General features: G+C 36.1%; 23 protein-coding genes. 20 read left to right on the top strand and 3 right to left on the bottom strand.

The window, feature by feature from the left end; genetic code table 11:
- Positions 1 to 27 precede the first annotated feature (27 nt).
- The 14 genes from dacF (at position 28) to AC3EMB_RS19910 (ending at position 10,647) form a co-directional block, all read left to right on the top strand.
- On the top strand, positions 28 to 1,218 hold the full coding sequence (gene dacF, locus AC3EMB_RS19975; RefSeq protein ID WP_000831997.1) for a serine-type D-Ala-D-Ala carboxypeptidase DacF: 1,191 nt from the start codon (positions 28 to 30) through the stop codon (positions 1,216 to 1,218).
- Between the two features lie 169 nt (positions 1,219 to 1,387).
- Positions 1,388 to 1,738 carry an anti-sigma F factor antagonist gene (gene spoIIAA, locus AC3EMB_RS19970; protein WP_000059135.1) on the top strand — a complete coding sequence of 117 codons (351 nt, stop codon included), beginning with the start codon at positions 1,388 to 1,390 and terminating at the stop codon, positions 1,736 to 1,738.
- On the top strand, positions 1,739 to 2,179 hold the full coding sequence (spoIIAB, locus tag AC3EMB_RS19965) for an anti-sigma F factor (protein WP_001243398.1): 441 nt from the start codon (positions 1,739 to 1,741) through the stop codon (positions 2,177 to 2,179).
- A 12-nt stretch (positions 2,180 to 2,191) separates the two neighbouring features.
- Complete coding sequence (gene sigF, locus AC3EMB_RS19960; protein WP_000350729.1) at positions 2,192 to 2,950, top strand: RNA polymerase sporulation sigma factor SigF; 759 nt, start codon at positions 2,192 to 2,194, stop codon at positions 2,948 to 2,950.
- Between the two features lie 135 nt (positions 2,951 to 3,085).
- The gene (locus AC3EMB_RS19955) at positions 3,086 to 4,612 is read left to right on the top strand and encodes a sodium-dependent transporter (protein ID WP_029443184.1); all 1,527 of its coding nucleotides are present in this window, start codon (positions 3,086 to 3,088) and stop codon (positions 4,610 to 4,612) included.
- Positions 4,612 to 4,710, top strand: coding sequence for a methionine/alanine import family NSS transporter small subunit (locus tag AC3EMB_RS19950; protein WP_000016826.1), 99 nt, complete (start codon positions 4,612 to 4,614; stop codon positions 4,708 to 4,710). The genes AC3EMB_RS19955 and AC3EMB_RS19950 overlap by 1 nt, the downstream gene beginning before the upstream one ends.
- Positions 4,711 to 4,825: 115 nt before the next feature.
- Positions 4,826 to 5,446 carry a stage V sporulation protein AA gene (locus tag AC3EMB_RS19945; RefSeq protein WP_053563708.1) on the top strand — a complete coding sequence of 207 codons (621 nt, stop codon included), beginning with the start codon at positions 4,826 to 4,828 and terminating at the stop codon, positions 5,444 to 5,446.
- Positions 5,439 to 5,855 (top strand): stage V sporulation protein SpoVAB, encoded by a 417-nt coding sequence (gene spoVAB / locus AC3EMB_RS19940; protein ID WP_000572941.1) that lies wholly within the window; start codon positions 5,439 to 5,441, stop codon positions 5,853 to 5,855. The genes AC3EMB_RS19945 and spoVAB overlap by 8 nt, the downstream gene beginning before the upstream one ends.
- A gap of 14 nt (positions 5,856 to 5,869) precedes the next feature.
- Positions 5,870 to 6,328, top strand: a complete 459-nt coding sequence (spoVAC, locus tag AC3EMB_RS19935; RefSeq protein WP_000203808.1) for a stage V sporulation protein AC — start codon at positions 5,870 to 5,872, stop codon at positions 6,326 to 6,328.
- A gap of 13 nt (positions 6,329 to 6,341) precedes the next feature.
- Positions 6,342 to 7,358: a stage V sporulation protein AD gene (gene spoVAD / locus AC3EMB_RS19930; RefSeq protein ID WP_098852206.1), complete on the top strand. Its 1,017-nt coding sequence runs from the start codon at positions 6,342 to 6,344 to the stop codon at positions 7,356 to 7,358.
- A gap of 3 nt (positions 7,359 to 7,361) precedes the next feature.
- A complete protein-coding gene (gene spoVAE, locus AC3EMB_RS19925; RefSeq protein WP_488517237.1) occupies positions 7,362 to 7,712 on the top strand; it encodes a stage V sporulation protein AE in 351 nt (116 codons plus the stop codon).
- Positions 7,713 to 7,717: 5 nt separating this feature from the next.
- Complete coding sequence (spoVAEA, locus tag AC3EMB_RS19920) at positions 7,718 to 8,287, top strand: stage V sporulation protein SpoVABEA (protein ID WP_001254416.1); 570 nt, start codon at positions 7,718 to 7,720, stop codon at positions 8,285 to 8,287.
- Entirely contained in the window at positions 8,274 to 9,746 is a 1,473-nt protein-coding gene (gene spoVAF, locus AC3EMB_RS19915; protein ID WP_000165595.1) for a spore germination protein SpoVAF, read from the top strand. Before spoVAEA ends, spoVAF begins: the two co-directional genes overlap by 14 nt.
- A gap of 97 nt (positions 9,747 to 9,843) precedes the next feature.
- Positions 9,844 to 10,647: a Cof-type HAD-IIB family hydrolase gene (locus tag AC3EMB_RS19910; protein WP_003271593.1), complete on the top strand. Its 804-nt coding sequence runs from the start codon at positions 9,844 to 9,846 to the stop codon at positions 10,645 to 10,647.
- Positions 10,648 to 10,678: 31 nt separating this feature from the next.
- Here the strand turns inward: AC3EMB_RS19910 and AC3EMB_RS19905 are convergent, their stop codons facing one another.
- Complete coding sequence (locus AC3EMB_RS19905; RefSeq protein WP_000850513.1) at positions 10,679 to 11,545, bottom strand: DUF1002 domain-containing protein; 867 nt, start codon at positions 11,543 to 11,545, stop codon at positions 10,679 to 10,681.
- 187 nt (positions 11,546 to 11,732) lie between these two features.
- Here AC3EMB_RS19905 and AC3EMB_RS19900 point away from each other — a divergent pair, with 187 nt between their 5' ends.
- Both AC3EMB_RS19900 and ribT read left to right on the top strand, forming a co-directional pair.
- A complete protein-coding gene (locus tag AC3EMB_RS19900; RefSeq protein ID WP_000853790.1) occupies positions 11,733 to 12,170 on the top strand; it encodes a peptidylprolyl isomerase in 438 nt (145 codons plus the stop codon).
- A 458-nt stretch (positions 12,171 to 12,628) separates the two neighbouring features.
- On the top strand, positions 12,629 to 12,997 hold the full coding sequence (ribT, locus tag AC3EMB_RS19895) for a GNAT family N-acetyltransferase RibT (RefSeq protein WP_025118450.1): 369 nt from the start codon (positions 12,629 to 12,631) through the stop codon (positions 12,995 to 12,997).
- A gap of 20 nt (positions 12,998 to 13,017) precedes the next feature.
- Here the strand turns inward: ribT and AC3EMB_RS19890 are convergent, their stop codons facing one another.
- The gene (locus AC3EMB_RS19890; protein WP_098250775.1) at positions 13,018 to 13,536 is read right to left on the bottom strand and encodes a DUF309 domain-containing protein; all 519 of its coding nucleotides are present in this window, start codon (positions 13,534 to 13,536) and stop codon (positions 13,018 to 13,020) included.
- 99 nt (positions 13,537 to 13,635) lie between these two features.
- A complete protein-coding gene (locus AC3EMB_RS19885) occupies positions 13,636 to 13,731 on the bottom strand; it encodes a YjcZ family sporulation protein (protein WP_000510194.1) in 96 nt (31 codons plus the stop codon).
- 169 nt (positions 13,732 to 13,900) lie between these two features.
- On the opposite strand from AC3EMB_RS19885, the gene AC3EMB_RS19880 reads away from it, so the two are divergent.
- The 4 genes from AC3EMB_RS19880 (at position 13,901) to nagA (ending at position 17,711) form a co-directional block, all read left to right on the top strand.
- Entirely contained in the window at positions 13,901 to 14,644 is a 744-nt protein-coding gene (locus AC3EMB_RS19880) for a segregation/condensation protein A (RefSeq protein WP_001199751.1), read from the top strand.
- Positions 14,645 to 14,802: 158 nt separating this feature from the next.
- The gene (gene scpB / locus AC3EMB_RS19875; RefSeq protein ID WP_000375171.1) at positions 14,803 to 15,375 is read left to right on the top strand and encodes a segregation/condensation protein ScpB; all 573 of its coding nucleotides are present in this window, start codon (positions 14,803 to 14,805) and stop codon (positions 15,373 to 15,375) included.
- Between the two features lie 79 nt (positions 15,376 to 15,454).
- The gene (locus AC3EMB_RS19870) at positions 15,455 to 16,357 is read left to right on the top strand and encodes a ComEC/Rec2 family competence protein (protein ID WP_168410241.1); all 903 of its coding nucleotides are present in this window, start codon (positions 15,455 to 15,457) and stop codon (positions 16,355 to 16,357) included.
- Positions 16,358 to 16,568: 211 nt separating this feature from the next.
- A complete protein-coding gene (nagA, locus tag AC3EMB_RS19865; RefSeq protein ID WP_001987227.1) occupies positions 16,569 to 17,711 on the top strand; it encodes an N-acetylglucosamine-6-phosphate deacetylase in 1,143 nt (380 codons plus the stop codon).
- Positions 17,712 to 17,713 lie beyond the last annotated feature (2 nt).

The raw sequence follows: 17,713 nt of genomic DNA, 5'->3' as shown, positions 1-17,713 counted from the left end.
GGTCTGATATAGAATGGAGGGTTAGTCATGAAGCGAGTTTTTGGAATACTTGTTTGTTTCATGTTATTGCTTTCTGGAACTTCAGTGAGTTTTGCGCAATCTGAAAAAACGAAGCAGGAGAAAACAGAAGAAACAACGCCGAAGTTAGCGGAACAAGCGTCGTCAGCAATCGTAATTGAGCAAGATACAGGTAAAGTTTTATTTGATAAAAACCCAAATGAAAAATTACCACCTGCTAGTATGACAAAGATTATGACAATGCTTTTAATTATGGAACAAGTTGAAAAAGGAAAACTAAAACTGACCGATAAAGTTAGAGCAAGCGAACATGCAGCTTCAATGGGTGGATCGCAAATCTTTTTAGAACCTGGGGAAGAGATGACTGTAAATGAGATGTTAAAGGGTATTGCAATTGCATCTGGAAATGACGCATCTGTTGCAGTAGCCGAGCACATCGCAGGTTCAGAAGAAGGATTTGTAAATATGATGAACAAAAAGGCGAAAGATTTAGGGCTGAAAAATACACATTTTCAAAACCCAACAGGTCTTCCGGCCAAAGACCATTATTCGACAGCAAATGATATGGCTATAATGGCGAGAGAATTGATGAAGTATCCACTTATTCGTAAATACACAGGTAAGTACGAAGATTATTTACGTGAAGATACGGATAAAAAGTTTTGGCTCGTTAATACGAATAAACTAGTACGTTTTTATCCTGGCGTAGATGGAGTAAAAACAGGTTTTACGACAGAAGCGAAATATTGTTTAACAGCATCGGCTGAAAAAAATGGTATGCGTGTCATTTCAGTTGTCATGGGAGCACCAACATCAAAAGAACGGAACAACCAAGTGACAAAGCTTCTTGACTATGCATTTGGACAATATATGACAAAGAAATTGTATACGCGCGGCGAAAAAATTAAGACAGTTCAAGTAGGAAAAGGGAAAAAAGAAAAAGTAGATTTAGTTGCGTCAGATAATGTTTCTCTTCTTATGAAGAAGGGCGAGAATATGGACAAGGTAAAACAAGAAGTAATTGCTGAAAAGAAAGTAAAAGCACCGATTAAAAAAGGTGACGCGCTTGGCACCCTTGTTATAAAAAAAGATAAAGATGTTTTATTAAAACAAACAATTATAGCAAAAGAAGATGTTGCTGCAGCGAGCTGGTGGGAGTTATTTAAAAGAAGTTTTGGGATGTTTTCAACATCAAAATAGCGGCAAATATTTTGCCGCTTTTCTATTCGTATGTAAGTGAATAATGCTGAAAGGTTTCACTTTATGACGAAATAGTTCTTCTTTTGTCAGCAGGAAGGATTCTTATTTTATATCACGAAAATCTTTATGTATGTGAATAAGTAAAGTTTGAGCATAAGGAGGAAATCGTGTGAGTCTTTCCATGCAATTAGAAGTAAAACGTGACGTCCTATGTGTGAGACTAGAGGGTGAATTAGATCATCATACGGCTGAAGAGTTGCGAACGAAAGTAACAGATATGATTGAGACACATGGTGTTCATCATATTGTTTTGAGCCTAGAGAACTTATCGTTTATGGATAGTTCTGGTCTAGGTGTTATATTAGGCCGATATAAACACGTAAAGGGATTAGGTGGAGAAATGGTTGTTTGTGCAATTTCACCGCCTGTTAAGCGTTTATTTGAAATGTCGGGCTTATTCAAAATCGTTCGCTTAGAAGAAAGTGAAGCGCACGCGCTCGCGACGTTGGGGGTGGCATAGATGAGAAATGAAATGAACCTTCAATTTTCAGCATTAAGTCAAAATGAATCATTCGCTCGCGTTACAGTGGCGGCTTTCATTGCACAACTAGATCCAACGATGGAAGAATTAACGGAGATTAAAACAGTTGTGTCAGAAGCGGTTACAAATGCAATTATTCATGGATACGAAGGAAATGCAGAAGGTATTGTTTATATTTCTGTAATTTTGGAAGAAGCAATGGTGAAACTCACGATTCGAGATGAAGGGATTGGAATCTTTAACTTAGATGAAGCGAGACAACCCCTTTTTACAACTAAACCTGAATTAGAGCGTTCCGGAATGGGATTTACTATCATGGAAAATTTTATGGATGAAGTAGAAGTTATTTCAAACGAATCTTTCGGGACAACAATCCATTTGACAAAATACTTATCAAATAGTAACGCTCTATGCAATTAAGGAGAATAGCCTATGGACATAGAGGTCAAAAATGAGAAGAAGAAACCTCAGTTAAAGGACCACGAGCTAAAAGCGTTAATTCAAAAAAGTCAAGATGGAGATCAACAAGCGAGAGATACAATCGTTCAAAGTAATATGCGCCTCGTTTGGTCGGTTGTACAGCGGTTTCTTAATCGAGGATACGAACCAGACGACCTATTTCAAATTGGATGTATTGGGCTCTTGAAATCGGTAGATAAATTTGATTTATCTTTCGACGTGAAATTTTCAACATATGCAGTTCCAATGATTATTGGTGAAATACAACGTTTCTTACGCGATGATGGATCAGTGAAAGTTAGTAGGTCTTTAAAAGAAACAGGAAACAAAATTCGAAAGATGAGAGATGAGCTTTCGAAAGAATTCGGAAGGGCTCCAACGATTAATGAAGTGGCAGAGGCACTAGAACTAACGCCAGAGGAAGTTGTTCTAGCACAAGAAGCGAGCCGGGCCCCTTCATCTATACATGAAACTGTATATGAAAACGATGGAGATCCAATCACTATTTTAGATCAAATTGCAGATCAATCTGAAACGAAATGGTTCGATAAAATTGCTTTAAAAGAAGCGATTAGAGAACTAGATGAACGAGAGCGCTTAATTGTATACTTGCGTTACTATAAAGATCAAACACAGTCAGAAGTAGCCGAGCGCATAGGCATTTCGCAAGTACAAGTTTCAAGACTTGAAAAGAAAATATTAAAACAGATGAAAGATCGAATAGACGAATAATTGTCTATTCGATTTTTTTGTGCCGTTAATAGGAGAGAAATGTTAATTTTCGCAAAAATTAACAGAATTTATTGATAATTTAGTCAATTTAAAATATAATCCAAGTATGAACTTGTCATAAAGGGGGAAGGAAATATGGAAACGAGGCAACAATGGGGAACGAGAGCTGGATTTATTTTCGCAGCGGTCGGATCTGCCGTTGGATTAGGAAACATATGGCGTTTTCCTTATACAGCGTATGAAAATGGAGGAGGAGCATTCTTTTTACCGTACTTATTTGCATTATTAACGACTGGTATTTCATTGTTAGCGTTTGAGTTTGCCCTTGGTCATCGTCATCGTGGTTCAGCACCACTTACATTTTTCCGTATTAACCCGCGTGCCGAATTTATTGGATGGTGGCAAATGTGCGTAACATTTATCGTTTCAACATATTATGCAGTAATTATTGCTTGGTCTATATCCTATACATACTTTGCAATTACTGGAGCGTGGGGAAAAGACACGCAATCATTTTTATTTAAAGAGTACTTACATGTTGCAGATAAGCCAGGACAATTTGGAGGACTTGTACCGGAAGTATTAATTCCGTTAGCTCTCGTTTGGATTATTGTGCTTGGCGTTGCATTTAAAGGAGTTAAAAAAGGAATCGAAGTTGTTAACCGTATATTTATTCCTTTATTAGTTGTTATGTTCCTTATTATCGTCGTTCGTGCAGTGACGATGGAAGGTGCTATGCAAGGACTAGATGCATTCTTTAAACCAGATTGGAGTCGTATTTTTGATGGGAAAGTATGGCTTGCAGCTTATGGTCAAATATTCTTTAGTTTATCTTTAGCATTTGGAATTATGATTACGTATTCTAGTTATTTACCGAAAAACTCGGATACAACAAATAATGCCTTTATTACTGGATTTGCAAATTCAGGATTTGAATTATTAGCAGGTATTGGGGTCTTTGCAGCTCTTGGATTTATGGCAAATAATATGGGAGTACCGGTTGATAAAGTAGCAAGTGCTGGCGTTGGGCTTGCGTTCGTAGTATTTCCCCAAATTATTAATGAATTGCCGATGTCACCGTTGTTTGGTGTTTTATTTTTCTTATCGTTAACGGTTGCTGGAATTACATCACTTATTTCACTCGCGGAAGTATGCTTTGCCGCTGTATCTGAAAAATTCAGTTTAAGTCGGGAAAAAACTATTGGAATTATGGGAACCCTTCTCGTGTTAGTTTCTCTTGTTTTTGCAACACGTGGTGGACTTATGTTCTTAGATGTTGTCGACTATTTCGCTAATAATTTCGGATTAATTACAATTGCACTTGCGGAAGTAGTTACGATAGGGCTCATTTTACGCCGTTTACCAGTTTATCAAAATCATGCAAACTTTGTATCTGATATTAAATTAGGAACGTTTTGGAGAGTGAGTTTACTCGTTATTACTCCGCTTATGTTAGGGTATATGCTAATTGATGGTACAATCCAAAATATTAAAAAGAACTACGGAGATTATCCGACTGAGTTTGTTGTAACGTATGGTTGGTCGATAGCAGCAGCATTCCTCATAGTTGCAATAATCATTGGCCTGAAAAAATGGGATGCACAAATTCATTCGGATTCTGCCAAGCTTGAAAAAGAATGGAAAGATCGAGGTGTTTCATAATGAGTGGATCAGCGATTATGATGATGGTTATTGGAATAGTAGTCATTTGGGGAGGGCTTGCATTAAGTATTGCAAACTTATTTAAGAAAAAGGCATAAGTAAAAAACATCTGTACCGAAATGGTGCAGATGTTTTTTTATGAAAAAATTGTATTAGAAAAAAATTCAATAACCATACTACAACTACGAGGAAGAGTGAAGGGGTGAATGAAAGTTGGAACAAACGATTTATATTAAAATGCGCAATCGTTTAAAAGTTTCTCCTACTTATGAAGTAAAGCTGGGCGATGTTGCTCAACTTGCCGGAGATTCTTCCGTAGTTGAGTTGTTACAAAATGAGATAGTTTACAAAATAACAGCGCATGATAAGACGCATGTTGTAATTGATGTTATGAAAGTAATTGAGATTATTCAACAGAAAGCATCTCACGTACAAATTAATTTACTCGGTTCCGGACAAACTCTTGTTGAAATTATATACGAAAAAAAGAAGGCACACCCAATTTTTTTCGGGCTTGTATGGCTTTTACTTTTCATTGGAGCAGCTCTTGCAATCATTTATTTCCATGAGGATGTAAGTATGCAACAAGTACATCAACGGTTATATTACATGATTACTGGAGAATTTAATGCACAACCACTTTTATTTCAAATTCCTTATTCTGTAGGTCTTGGTTTAGGGATGGTTCTATTCTTTAATCATGTATTTCAAAAGCGAATTAATGAAGAGCCGAGTCCGTTAGAAGTTGAGATGTTTCAATACCAACAGTCACTTGATCAATATGTAATCGTTAATGAAAACAAGGATAATATGAAACAACTTGCCGATGATTGAGTCTGGGTTTGTTATTTTAATTGGTTTAGCTGGAGGGATAGCGGTAGGTAGCGGATATGTCGCATTTTTAGCTGTACTTGGTATAATCCCCCGTTTAGCTCAATTAACGAGAAGTGGAAAGCATATTCAATATTTTGAGTGGGCAGTCATTGCAGGTACTTTAACAGGGGCTTGGTGCAGTTTGAAAAACATTACACTTCAAACGTCGCAATATTGGCTCGTTATATTAGGGCTATTTTGTGGTACGTTCATTGGAATGCTCGCTGCGGCATTAACAGAGGTGTTAAATGTTCTACCTATTTTAGCTAAACGAGTAGGGGTAGAGGGGAAGATTATTGTTTTACTCGTTGCTCTTGTGCTTGGGAAAGTAATAGGATCGTTGTTTCACTGGATTTATTTCGTAAAGTAGGAGGCAGTATATAAATGACAAGTCAGAAATTGAAGGATGATTACATAAATAAAGTGAAGGAGTATCATCCAAAGCCAAACTATTTACTAAATTGTATCAAAGCATTTCTTGTAGGTGGACTCATTTGTACAGTTGGAGAAGTATTGATGAAATTTTATATACATTATTTTCACTTCAGTGAACAAGAGGCAGGAAACCCAACTGTTGCAACTCTTGTTTTATTATCCGCGATTTTAACGGGGTGTGGTGTATATGATAAAATCGGTCAATTTGCTGGAGCAGGATCAGCGGTACCGGTAACAGGATTTGCAAATTCTATGGCAAGCGCTGCTTTAGAACATAAGAGTGAAGGGATTGTTCTAGGGATTGCGACAAATATGTTTAAACTGGCAGGAAGTGTGATTGTATTTGGGGTTGTTGGTGCATATATCATTGGGTTAATAAGGTATACCTTTAAAATTTTTATGTCTTAAAGGAGGGGCTAGTATGAGGTTGACCGGAAAACAAACGTGGGTATTTCAAAACGACATATATGTGAATGCAACGGGTACTGCTGTCGGTCCGAAAGAAGCTGAGGGCCCTCTTGGAAAAGATTTTGATATTTCATATGATGACTTGCATTGTGGAGAGGAAAATTGGGAGCTCGCCGAACGAAGATTAATGTCAGACTCAATTCAACAAGCAGTGCAAAAAGGGAATATAAAAACATCGCAAATTGATTTCTTTTTAGCGGGAGATTTATTAAATCAAACAGTGACAGCAAATTATGTTGCGCGTCAGTGGTGCATTCCTTTTTTAGGAATGTTTAGCGCCTGTGCGACGTCTATGGAGACTTTAGCAGTTGGCTCAGCTTTTATAGATGGTGGATTTGCAAATCGTGTCTTAGCTACAGTAAGTAGTCATAATGCAACGGCTGAAAGACAATTTCGCTATCCAACAGAGTACGGTGGGCAAAAACCAGGGACAGCAAATTCAACTGTGACTGGTGCAGGATCTATATTAATTAGCAATGAAAAAAGTGCAATTAAAATTACGGCGGCTACAATCGGAAAAGTGCAAGATTTAGGAATCACAAATCCTTTGGATATGGGGGCAGCGATGGCTCCAGCAGCAGCTCATACAATTCAACAGCATTTTGAAGATTTAAGAAGAAGTGCCGATGACTATGATTTGATTGTTACGGGTGATTTATCAGCTGTTGGGACACCGATTGCAAAACAACTTTTACTTGAGGAAGGTTACGATCTTGGACATATATACAATGATTGCGGATTAATGATTTATGAATCAAGTCAAGAAGAAGTGTTTGCAGGTGGTAGTGGTTGCGCTTGTTCAGCAGTTGTCACATATGGCCATTTATTACACGAGATGCAAAAAGGGAATTTACAACGAATTTTTGTCGTTGCCACTGGCGCATTATTAAGCCCGATAATGATGCAACAGAAAGAAACGATTCCAACAATTGCACATGGTGTCGTATTTGAGAGAGTTAAAGGAGAGTGAATTGTGGATTTTATATATGCATTTCTTGTAGGTGGAGCTATTTGTGTAATTGGGCAACTATTGTTAGATTTCGCAAAGTTAACACCAGCTCATTTAATGGCAACTTTTGTAGTCATCGGAGCAATTTTAGATGGATTTGGATTGTACGATAAACTAATAAAGTTTGCAGGTGCTGGAGCAACAGTCCCTATTACAAGTTTTGGACATTCACTATTGCACGGAGCAATGCATGCAGCAGAAAAACATGGATATTTAGGAATTGGTATTGGCATGTTTAGTTTAACGTCTGCGGGCATTTCCGCAGCGTTATTGTTTTCGTTTTTTATAGCACTTATATGTAAACCGAAAGGATAAATCAAATGAGACGAAGGGTTGTTTTGGTCACAGATGGAGATGAATATGCAAAGCGGACAATTGAGCTTTTAACGAAGGAATTTGGGGGAAGGTGTATTTCAGCATCACAAAGTAATCCAACCAAATTGACAGGGAAAAAAGTTGTTGAGCTTATTATGCAAACGCCATATGACCCTGTATTTGTCATGTTTGATGACAGTGGATTTATTGGAGAAGGATCTGGTGAAAAGGCTTTAAAATATGTAGCTACCCATAAACAAATTGATGTGCTCGGTATTTTAGCGGTAGCGTCTAATACGCATCATTGGGAATGGGCACGTGTAGATGTAAGTGTAGATCGGAACGGAAATTTAACCGAATACGGTGTTGATAAATTTGGACTTCCAGATGGTGAAATTGGCAGAATTAGCGGAGATACAATTTATTGTTTAGATGACTTGAATGTTCCTGTCATCGTTGGAGTCGGTGACATTGGTAAGATGTGCGGGAATGATGAATGGGAGAGGGGATCACCTATTACTAGAAAAGCGATTCAATTAATTTTGGAAAGGAGTGGTTTTTATGACGAAGCCTAAAAAAGTGGATATCCCTATATCAACTTTCATAAGTGATAATGAAAATTATTTAAAGCAGACAGTTGGACTAGGCGTTACATACGATGTTGGCATTCGTAAATTTCAAATTTTGAATAAAGAAATCGGTGTGTTATTTGTAAACGGACTTTGTGATACAAATTATATTATCCCTATTTTAGAAGAAGCGGTGGATACAAATGAGATAAGGGATGTAGAAGAAGATACAGTGAAGCTTTTAGAGAATCGCTTAATCCATCAACAAGTAAGCAAAGTGAAAACGATGGATGAGGTAATGCTCCAAGTATTATCAGGGCTCATTGTGATATTTGTGGAAGGTGAAACGGAAGCGTTCGCGATTGATGTTCGTAGTTATCCAGGGCGAACACCGACAGAACCAGATACCGAAAAGGTAGTACGCGGTGCGAGGGATGGATTTGTTGAAAATATCGTTGTAAATACAGCGTTAATTCGTAGGAGAATTCGAGATCCACGACTTCGAAATGAAATGGTTCGAGTAGGAGATAGATCACAAACGGATATTTGTATTACATACGTTCAAGATGTTGCAAATCCAGATTTAGTAAAGATTATAAAACAAGAATTAAATAACATCGATGTAGATGGAATTACGATGGCGGATAAAACAGTAGAAGAATTTGTTGTAAAGCAAAGCTATAACCCATTCCCGCTTATTCGATATACAGAAAGGCCAGATGTAGCAGCAAATCATCTACTAGAAGGACATGTGTTAGTACTTGTTGACACATCGCCAAGTGCTATGATTACACCGACAACATATTTTCACCATTTACAGCATGCAGAAGAGTTTAGACAAAATCCAGCTGTCGGTACATTTTTACGCTGGGTGCGCTTTTTAGGTGTTATATTCTCGTTATTTTTATTACCATTTTGGTTAGTGTTTGTATTTGATCCAACTCTTTTACCAGCAAATCTTGCTTTTATTGGACCGACTAAGATGACGCATTTACCAATCCTATTACAGGTGTTAATGGCAGAGGTCGGACTTGAGTTTTTAAGGATGGCTGCTATTCATACTCCAACCCCATTATCGTCTGCAGCAGGGTTGATTTCCGCCATATTAATTGGTCAAATTGCAATTGATGTAGGTTTGTTTGTGCCAGAAGTAATTTTGTATGTAGCGGTTTCGATGATTGGTGCATATGCAACACCGAGTTATGAATTAGGATTAGGGAATAAGGTTGGGAAATTGTTTGTTATTATTTTAACAGGTCTCTTCCATGAGATGGGATTTGTAATTGGTATGACGATATTAATTTTATTTTTAACGTCTATAAAAAGTTTACAAACACCTTATTTATGGCCGTTTTTACCATTTGATTGGGGCGCGTTAACAAAAATTTTACTCCGTCCAACGATGTCTAGTTTAAAAGTACGACCAAGTATTGTAAGACCTCAAAATGTAAAAAGACAAAAATAAACGGGATTATACACCCGTTTATTTTTTTTAGTAAAAATTTATTGTTTTTTAACAAAAATCAAACATTTTTTGTGTACACTTAGAGTAGATATTGTGTATGGAAGGGGAAGAGGACATGATTAAATTATTTGTAAGTGATTTAGATGACACGCTCGTTTACGATGTGAATCATATGCAAAAAGAAGATGAACGTGCGCTGTGTTGGTTAGCTGAGAAAGGGACAAATATTTGTTTTGCCTCTGGCCGCTTTACACACAGAATTGATGAAGTTGTAAAAAGGTTTTCATTCCCATATTACACAACTGGCTTAAATGGAGCGACAATGTTACTTCCAGATGGGAATTTATTTCATGAATCGAGTTTTGAAAATACGGTTGCCCAGGAAATATATCGATATATACATAAAAAAGGACTAGCGGATATTGTTTGTGCAAATGAGCAACGATATACAAAAAGGAAAAATGAACATCACCATAATTTTGAAGCGTATATGGGCGTGCATATCGCTGAAATTGAAGCGTTAGAAGAAGAGTTTGGTAAGACTGTACACCCTGCAAAATTGTTTGTTTTTGGAGAAGAAGAGAAAATTGTGACGTTAGATCAAGAGCTACGAGATATGTTTCAAGGCGAAGCGGAAGTTTTTATATCAGGTAAACGCTATGTTGATATTATGCCAAGAGGCGTGAGTAAGGGGAGTGCTCTAAAGCGACTAATGGACCATTTGCAAATTGAAGCAAATGAAGTTGCTTGTATTGGAGATTCCTTCAATGATATTTCTATGTTTGAAGTAACCCCGCATTCATTTACTCTTCATCATGCCCATCCATATGTAAAGGAGAAAGCAAATCATATAGTGCGTTCGGTTGAAGAGGCTGTTATGAAATTACCGTTACTTGTATAAAAAAGAAGCCCGTCACTGGCGGGCTTCTTTTTTACTTGAATAAAGATTTAACAAAATCAATGATACTTGAGAAGAAATCTTTCACTTTATCTAGAAAACTTTGTCCTTCTTCAGATCCTAAAAAGGCAGAAACGTGTTCTTTTGCTTTGTTTAATTGACTACCAACTTGATTCCAATCGATATTAAGATTCTTCATTTTATCAAATAACGCTACTAGGTTATCTAACTGTTCATCTGTTAATGTAATGCCGAGTTGATCAGCAATTTTTTTAATTAATGAACGTAAATCTTCTGTTGTTTTTGGCTGTTCTTTTGCAATTTCTTCTTTAATTTTTGCAACAAGTTGAACTGCTTTTTCTTCACCAATTTTATCACCAAGCTGGGCTGTTTGTACCATTTCTTCATTCGCTACTTTTTTAACTTCTTCCGGAATTGGTTTATTGGACGCAGTTTCATATGCTTTCATTAATCCAGTTAAAGCTGCAGTTCCTGAAACTTTAAAAGGTGCAGTAATTTGAATTTCTGCATCTTTTACACCTGCTGTAATCAAAGCGTTAGTGTACATTGCATCTGTTACCCAGTTAATGTTCTTTGATCGTACAATAAGACCAGATCCTGGTTTTGTGTATGTAATCATAGAAGAAGAAATTGCTCTCGTACCAATTTGTGCTTTTGGAACAATGCCTTCTAGAAATTTATGTTCTTCCGCATTAGATACAGTGATAATTGTAGCATCTTTCGGTGCTTTCATTTCTTTTAACAGATCTTGTTTTTGTTGTTCGGATAAGTTCTCTCCTAGTGTAACAATTGATTCTCCCTCGATGATGTCTGCAAATGAAGCTGTTGGCATCATAAATACCGTTACAGCTAATAGCAGAGCTAATAATTTCGTTTTCACGAAAAACCGCTCCCTTTCTCTTTCTAAAATTTTCGGGCAACAAAGTTATTATAGTATATATTTCTTATTTGTCACCTAGCTTTTTCCACATTTCAAAAAAGAAGTATCTAGATTGTCGGATTCTTTTTGTTTCTAGTCATGAATGTGGTAATATAGTGCTGAGATAGTTGAAAGGAGACATATACATATGAAAACTTTAGGATACATATTAATGGAAAACGGTGAAAAAATCGAATTGGAATTTTTCCCAGAAGAAGCGCCAAAAACAGTAGAAAACTTTAAAAAATTAGCAGAGCAAGGATTTTATGACGGTGTTACATTCCACCGTGTTATTCCTGGCTTCGTAAGCCAAGGTGGAGACCCAACAGGTACAGGTGCTGGTGGTCCAGGTTACTCTATTCCATGTGAAACTGATGGAAACCCTCATAGACACCTTGTAGGATCACTTTCTATGGCTCACGCTGGCCGTAACACAGGCGGTAGCCAATTCTTTGTTGTTCATGAGCCACAGCCACATTTAGATGGCGTTCATACTGTATTTGGTAAAGTAACAAGCGGTATTGAAACAGTATTAAAAATGCGTCAAGGCGATGTAATGAAAGAAGTTAAAGTTTGGGAAGAATAAGGTAAGGGAAAAGAGAGCTTTTGCTCTCTTTTTTATTTTTAATGAGATTGAGTACTTCTTCTACAGCATCATACAAGTAGTATTGTTGCTAAAATATATTGCTTGTGAGAACAAACCTTTAACAAATTACATAGAATACATTACATTATATGTTTCCACAAATACTTTTTGTTATATTAATTTTGCTAGAATTGTGCTGCTTTAGGGTAACTATGAATGAAGTGATGTTGAATGATATGTTTCTTTTCATTCTATATAAAATTTTCTTTTTTTCACTCTATTTATTAAAGGAATAGTGCTGAAACATAGATTTGACTTTCTTCTTTTCGCTTTGTATGATTATCAAGTTGTTTTAGACTCTTCTCACTCTGTTGAAAATATTGTAAAATGAATGTGATATGAAAAGAGTGATTGAGGGGATTACTAGTTTGTAACTTTTGTGAGAAGGGATAAGGGTTATGTTAATTCGTTTTAAAAAAAGTTATGAAAAAATCGCAATGGGGCTTCTTTCGTTTATGCCAACTGAAAAAGATTTGAAAACATTACAATTGACAATGAAAGAATATGAAGCAAAAGATGATTGGCAATTGTATTTGTGGAAAGAAAATGAAGATTTTGTTGGAATAATGGGGATTGTAAAAAAAGAGAATCAAGTATTAGAAATTCAGCATTTAAGTGTAAATCCGTCTCACCGTCATGTGGGGATTGGAACGAAGATGGTTCAAGAGTTAAAGAGTAAATTTCTTGAGTTTACAATTTGCGGAAATGAGCAAACAGCAAGTTTTTGCGAAAAATGTAAAGGGCTAGAACAAAATATACATTCGTGAAAGCAGGGATAAGTAGTTTATTATCTCTGCTTTCTTTTTTGTAATTGTTCGTTTCGTTCAGTAATGACCTCTGTGCGATCACGCAAAGTGTGCTTGTGTATAATATATTTACTTGGAATAGCATTCAAGTCTTTCCAAGAGAGGTTTTGTTTTTTGCATAACTCTATGCACTGCTTCTCTAACAATGGATCTGATAAGGGTAAAAATAAAGGTACAAAACGTTCTTTTTTATGGATAGATTGCAATCTTTCATTGAGCAAAGAAAGAAGTTGCACTTGATTAATTCCTAAACGTTGTAAAGACACACCGCTTTTTTCTAAAATTGTGATTGCGCTTTTCATCATTTTTGTGGAACCATTCCAGTTAGCACGTCTTTGGTGGTATAAAGAAACTGCAATTTGAATGAGACCAACTAAGTAATGATCACGATTTCCTCTTGGTTTTGTCTTCCAGTACTCTTCTAGTATTTCGTGGCATTCAAAATAGTCGTAATCTCCTTGGAAATGAATTAAAAATTGTATGTATTCGGTAGGATACATGTTTTCTCGCCCCTATCTAACGGTTATACATATAAGTGTATCATAGAAATATGAACAATAAACGACTAGGAGATTTCTCCCTAGCCGTTATTGTTCATATTAGCAGAAGCAAGCTGCTCCTACAATAATTAGCAAAATAAACAGTACAACAAGTAATGCGAACCCACCGCTAAAACCACAATCAACGTGACCCATAGTTTTTTGACCTCCTACATTGTTCTTACTACACTGTTATCATATGAAGTGGTGGGCATGATGACATAGGCATCGGTCTATTTTTAATTAAATTTCTTAAAAAGGTTGGATAGAACATGAGTATGCTCTATACTTATGTTGTTATAGAAAAAATGTGGTGGGATGCTTTGTGCAATATAATTTTAAAGTAGAGGCTTTTGAAGGGCCTTTAGATCTATTGTTACATTTAATACATCGTTATGAAATTGATATATATAATATTCCTGTAGCAGATATTACAGAGCAATATTTATCTTATGTGCATACGATGAAAGAACTGCAATTAGATGTTGCAAGTGAGTATTTAGTAATGGCCGCAACGTTATTACAAATTAAAAGTAAAATGTTGTTGCCGAAACATGAAGAAGATGTACTTGATAACGGTGATGATTTTATAGATGATCCTCGTCAAGAATTGATGGAGAGGTTAATTGAATATAAGAAATATAAGCAAGTTGCTACTGAGTTAAAAGAAAGAGAACAAGAAAGAGCACAGCTATATACACGTCCACCAATTGACTTTACATCGTTGCAACAAGAAGAAGAGACAAGCTTGCCTCTTGATGTTACGTTATATGATATGCTAGCGGCATTTCAAAAATTAATGCGCCGTAAAAAGGCAAAAAAACCTGTAACAACACGTATTACTCGTCAAGAAATACCAATTGAACAGCGAATGACTGATATTTTAAAGCAGTTAAAAATAAAGGGTGGTCGCCAAAGTTTTCATGATTTGTTTGTTGATGATGAACGTGAAATAATGGTTGTAACATTTTTAGCAGTTCTGGAACTTATGAAAAATCAACAAATCATAATTGAGCAAGAACATAATTTTGATGAAATTTTCGTATCAAGCTCTAATAAATCTGCATAGAGCAAGTATATGAAATTGGGATAGAAACACTTTATCTCATGCTATGTTTTAATGTATCGTTTGGAACAAGAGAAGAAATATTGAACCGAACGCATTGATTGTGATTCGGTTTTTTGATGTGTATTTTTATGGGAAAATAGAAGGAAGGAGCTCGTGAAATGGATAGGAAAGAACAAAAGTCAATTATTGAAGGCCTTTTATTTGTTTCTGGTGATGAAGGGATTTATCCAGAACAAATAGCGAAAGTTCTTGAAATTGAAATGAATGAAGTAATTAATATTTTAGAAGAAATGCAACAAGAATGTGAAGGTGCAAACCGTGGTTTGCAAATTGTACAGTATGCAAAAGTATATCGTTTTGCTACAAAGAAAGAACATGCTTCATATTATCAAAAATTAATAGATACACCAACAGCTGCTTCACTCTCACAAGCTGCCCTTGAAACGTTAGCGATTGTTGCATATCGTCAACCAATCACAAGGACTGAAATGGAAGAGATTAGAGGAGTTAAAACCGATAAGGCGTTACAAACGTTGGTTTCACATTTACTTATAAAAGAAATGGGAAGAGCAGAAGGACCAGGGCGTCCTATTTTATACGGAACAACAAAAGAATTTTTGGACACATTTGGATTGAAAACATTAGATGATTTACCGCCGCTTTCTGAAGAGAATGAACAAATGAATGAAGCGGATTTATTCTTCGGTTCCCTACAAGAGATATCGAAATAAAAGCTTAGCATTTTGCTAAGCTTTTTTTTGTATATCAATTATTTACAGTGCCATACTAAATGAAAAAAGGAGACGAGTTATGAGAGGTATGCGGATTATTCTATTATTAGTTTCTGTTTTATTATGTTTTTCTTTAAATAGCGCATCAGCTAAAAGGTATATGATGTCTATTCATACTACGTCTCCTTTACATATGCATCGGCAACATCTTAGTAAAATGAAAGTGAGCTTTTTAAAAGTGGGGCAAGGTGATGCAACACTTATCATAATGCCAAACGGACAAACAATGTTAATTGATGGAGGACCTTATGAAGCAGGAGAGGTTATTATTCAGAAATTAATTGAGAAAGGGATTAATCATTTAGATGTAATTGTCAGTACCCATCCTGATATGGATCATATAGGGGGGCTAATTCCAATTGTAGAGCAAATGCCGGTATCGCTTATATTAGATAGCGGAAAAACATATAGTTCTCTTACTTATCATACATATCGCAATAATATTAAAAAAAGAGGGATACCTTTCGTTTCAGTAAAGGAAGGACAATATATACCGCTGGATCCACATGTTTCTATACAAGTATTAAACAATGGGAAATCAAAAGATGAAAATAATGAATCCTCAATTGTTTTAAAGGTGCGATATGGAAAAGCGGATTTTTTATTAATGGGTGACGCGGATGTACGGACAGAACATGAAATATTAAAACAATTTGATGTACATGCAGATATTTTAAAAGTGGGGCATCACGGCTCGTATACTTCAACAAGTGAAACGTTTATAAAAAAAGTGGAACCGCAGTTTGCTATTCTGTCTTACGGGAGTAGTAATCCGTATGGACATCCTCATCAAAGTGTAGTAAAACGCTTAAAAAGGCACGGTATAATGGTATATAGAACGAATAAACGTACAGTAGAAATAGAAACAGATGGTGAACATGTTATGTTAGAGTCTAGCGGGTTAATGCCATTGTTGAAGTGATTTCTATATTAGGGGTGGATACTGTCCCTTTTTGGAAAAATGAATAATATATATTATAATTATAAGGGACGTAAGAAATTTCCTTTTTTGTTGAATAAAAAGGAAATTTCATTAGAATGTATAGACAACTACTCGTGCATATATTAAGATGGAACTAGGCGAATAAGGTAATAATAACAAGTAGGTATTTCATGGGAAAGGATCGATGAAAATGAAAACGCAAATTGTCATCAATGCCAAAATTTACACAGGTCAAGAAATAGTGGAAAACGGATTTATCCGTTACGCAGAAACCATTAAAGAAATTGGTTTGATGGCTCAATATGTACCACAAGAAAATGAAACTGTTTTTGATGCTACAGGGAAGATTGTAATTCCAGGTATGATCGATGTTCATATTCATGGTGGATACGATATTGATGCGATGGATGCAAATAGCGATGGGTTAGTAACTCTAGGTAAAGAAATGTTAAAAGAAGGGGTTACAACTTACTTCCCGACAACAATGACACAAGCTCCAGAGGCAATTGAAGCAGCGCTAACTGCTGCGAAAGAAGCAAAAGAAAAAGGAGCGCATTTCGAATATATTCACTTAGAAGGACCTTATGTTTCAAAGAAACGTGCAGGTGCACAACCACTTGAACATATCGTTCCTGCAAATATTGAGCAATTTAAACAATGGCAAGAAGCAAGTGGGAATTTAATTAAATTAGTAACATATGCACCAGAAGAAGAGGGAGCATTAGAGTTTGAACAATATCTTGCTGAAACTGGTGTAGTGGGCACAATGGGGCATACAGATGCAATTGATGCGCAACTAAAAAATAGAAAGATTACACATGCGACACATTTATACAATCAAATGCGTGGATTACATCACCGTGAACCAGGAGTTGTTGGTCATGTGTTATTAAATCCAGATGTAATGGTTGAAGTAATTACAGATGGTATTCATATTCACCCTGATATGGTGAAATTAGCATATAAGTTAAAAGGACCGAAAAAAGTAAGTGTTATTACTGACGCAATGCGCGCAAAAGGTCTTGAAGATGGATTATATGAGCTTGGCGGACAGCCGGTACATGTAAAAGATGGTAGTGCTCGATTAGAAGATGGAACGTTAGCTGGTAGTATTCTAAAAATGGATCAAGCTTTCCGAAATGTAATTGAATTTACAGGTTGTTCAATCGAAGATGCAGTACTGATGACATCAGTTAACCAAGCAGAAGAGTTTGGATTAAATAATAAAGGTGCATTAGCAGTAGGAAAAGATGCAGACTTTGTTGTGATGAATGAAGATTTACATGTATATGATACGGTTCGTTTAGGAATTCATATGAAGGAAGGGAAGTAATT

This window comes from Bacillus sp. LQ16, assembly GCF_057784645.1.
The sequence above is the reverse complement of the archived record's forward strand: the minus strand, read 5'-3'. Positions and strand labels throughout refer to the sequence as shown.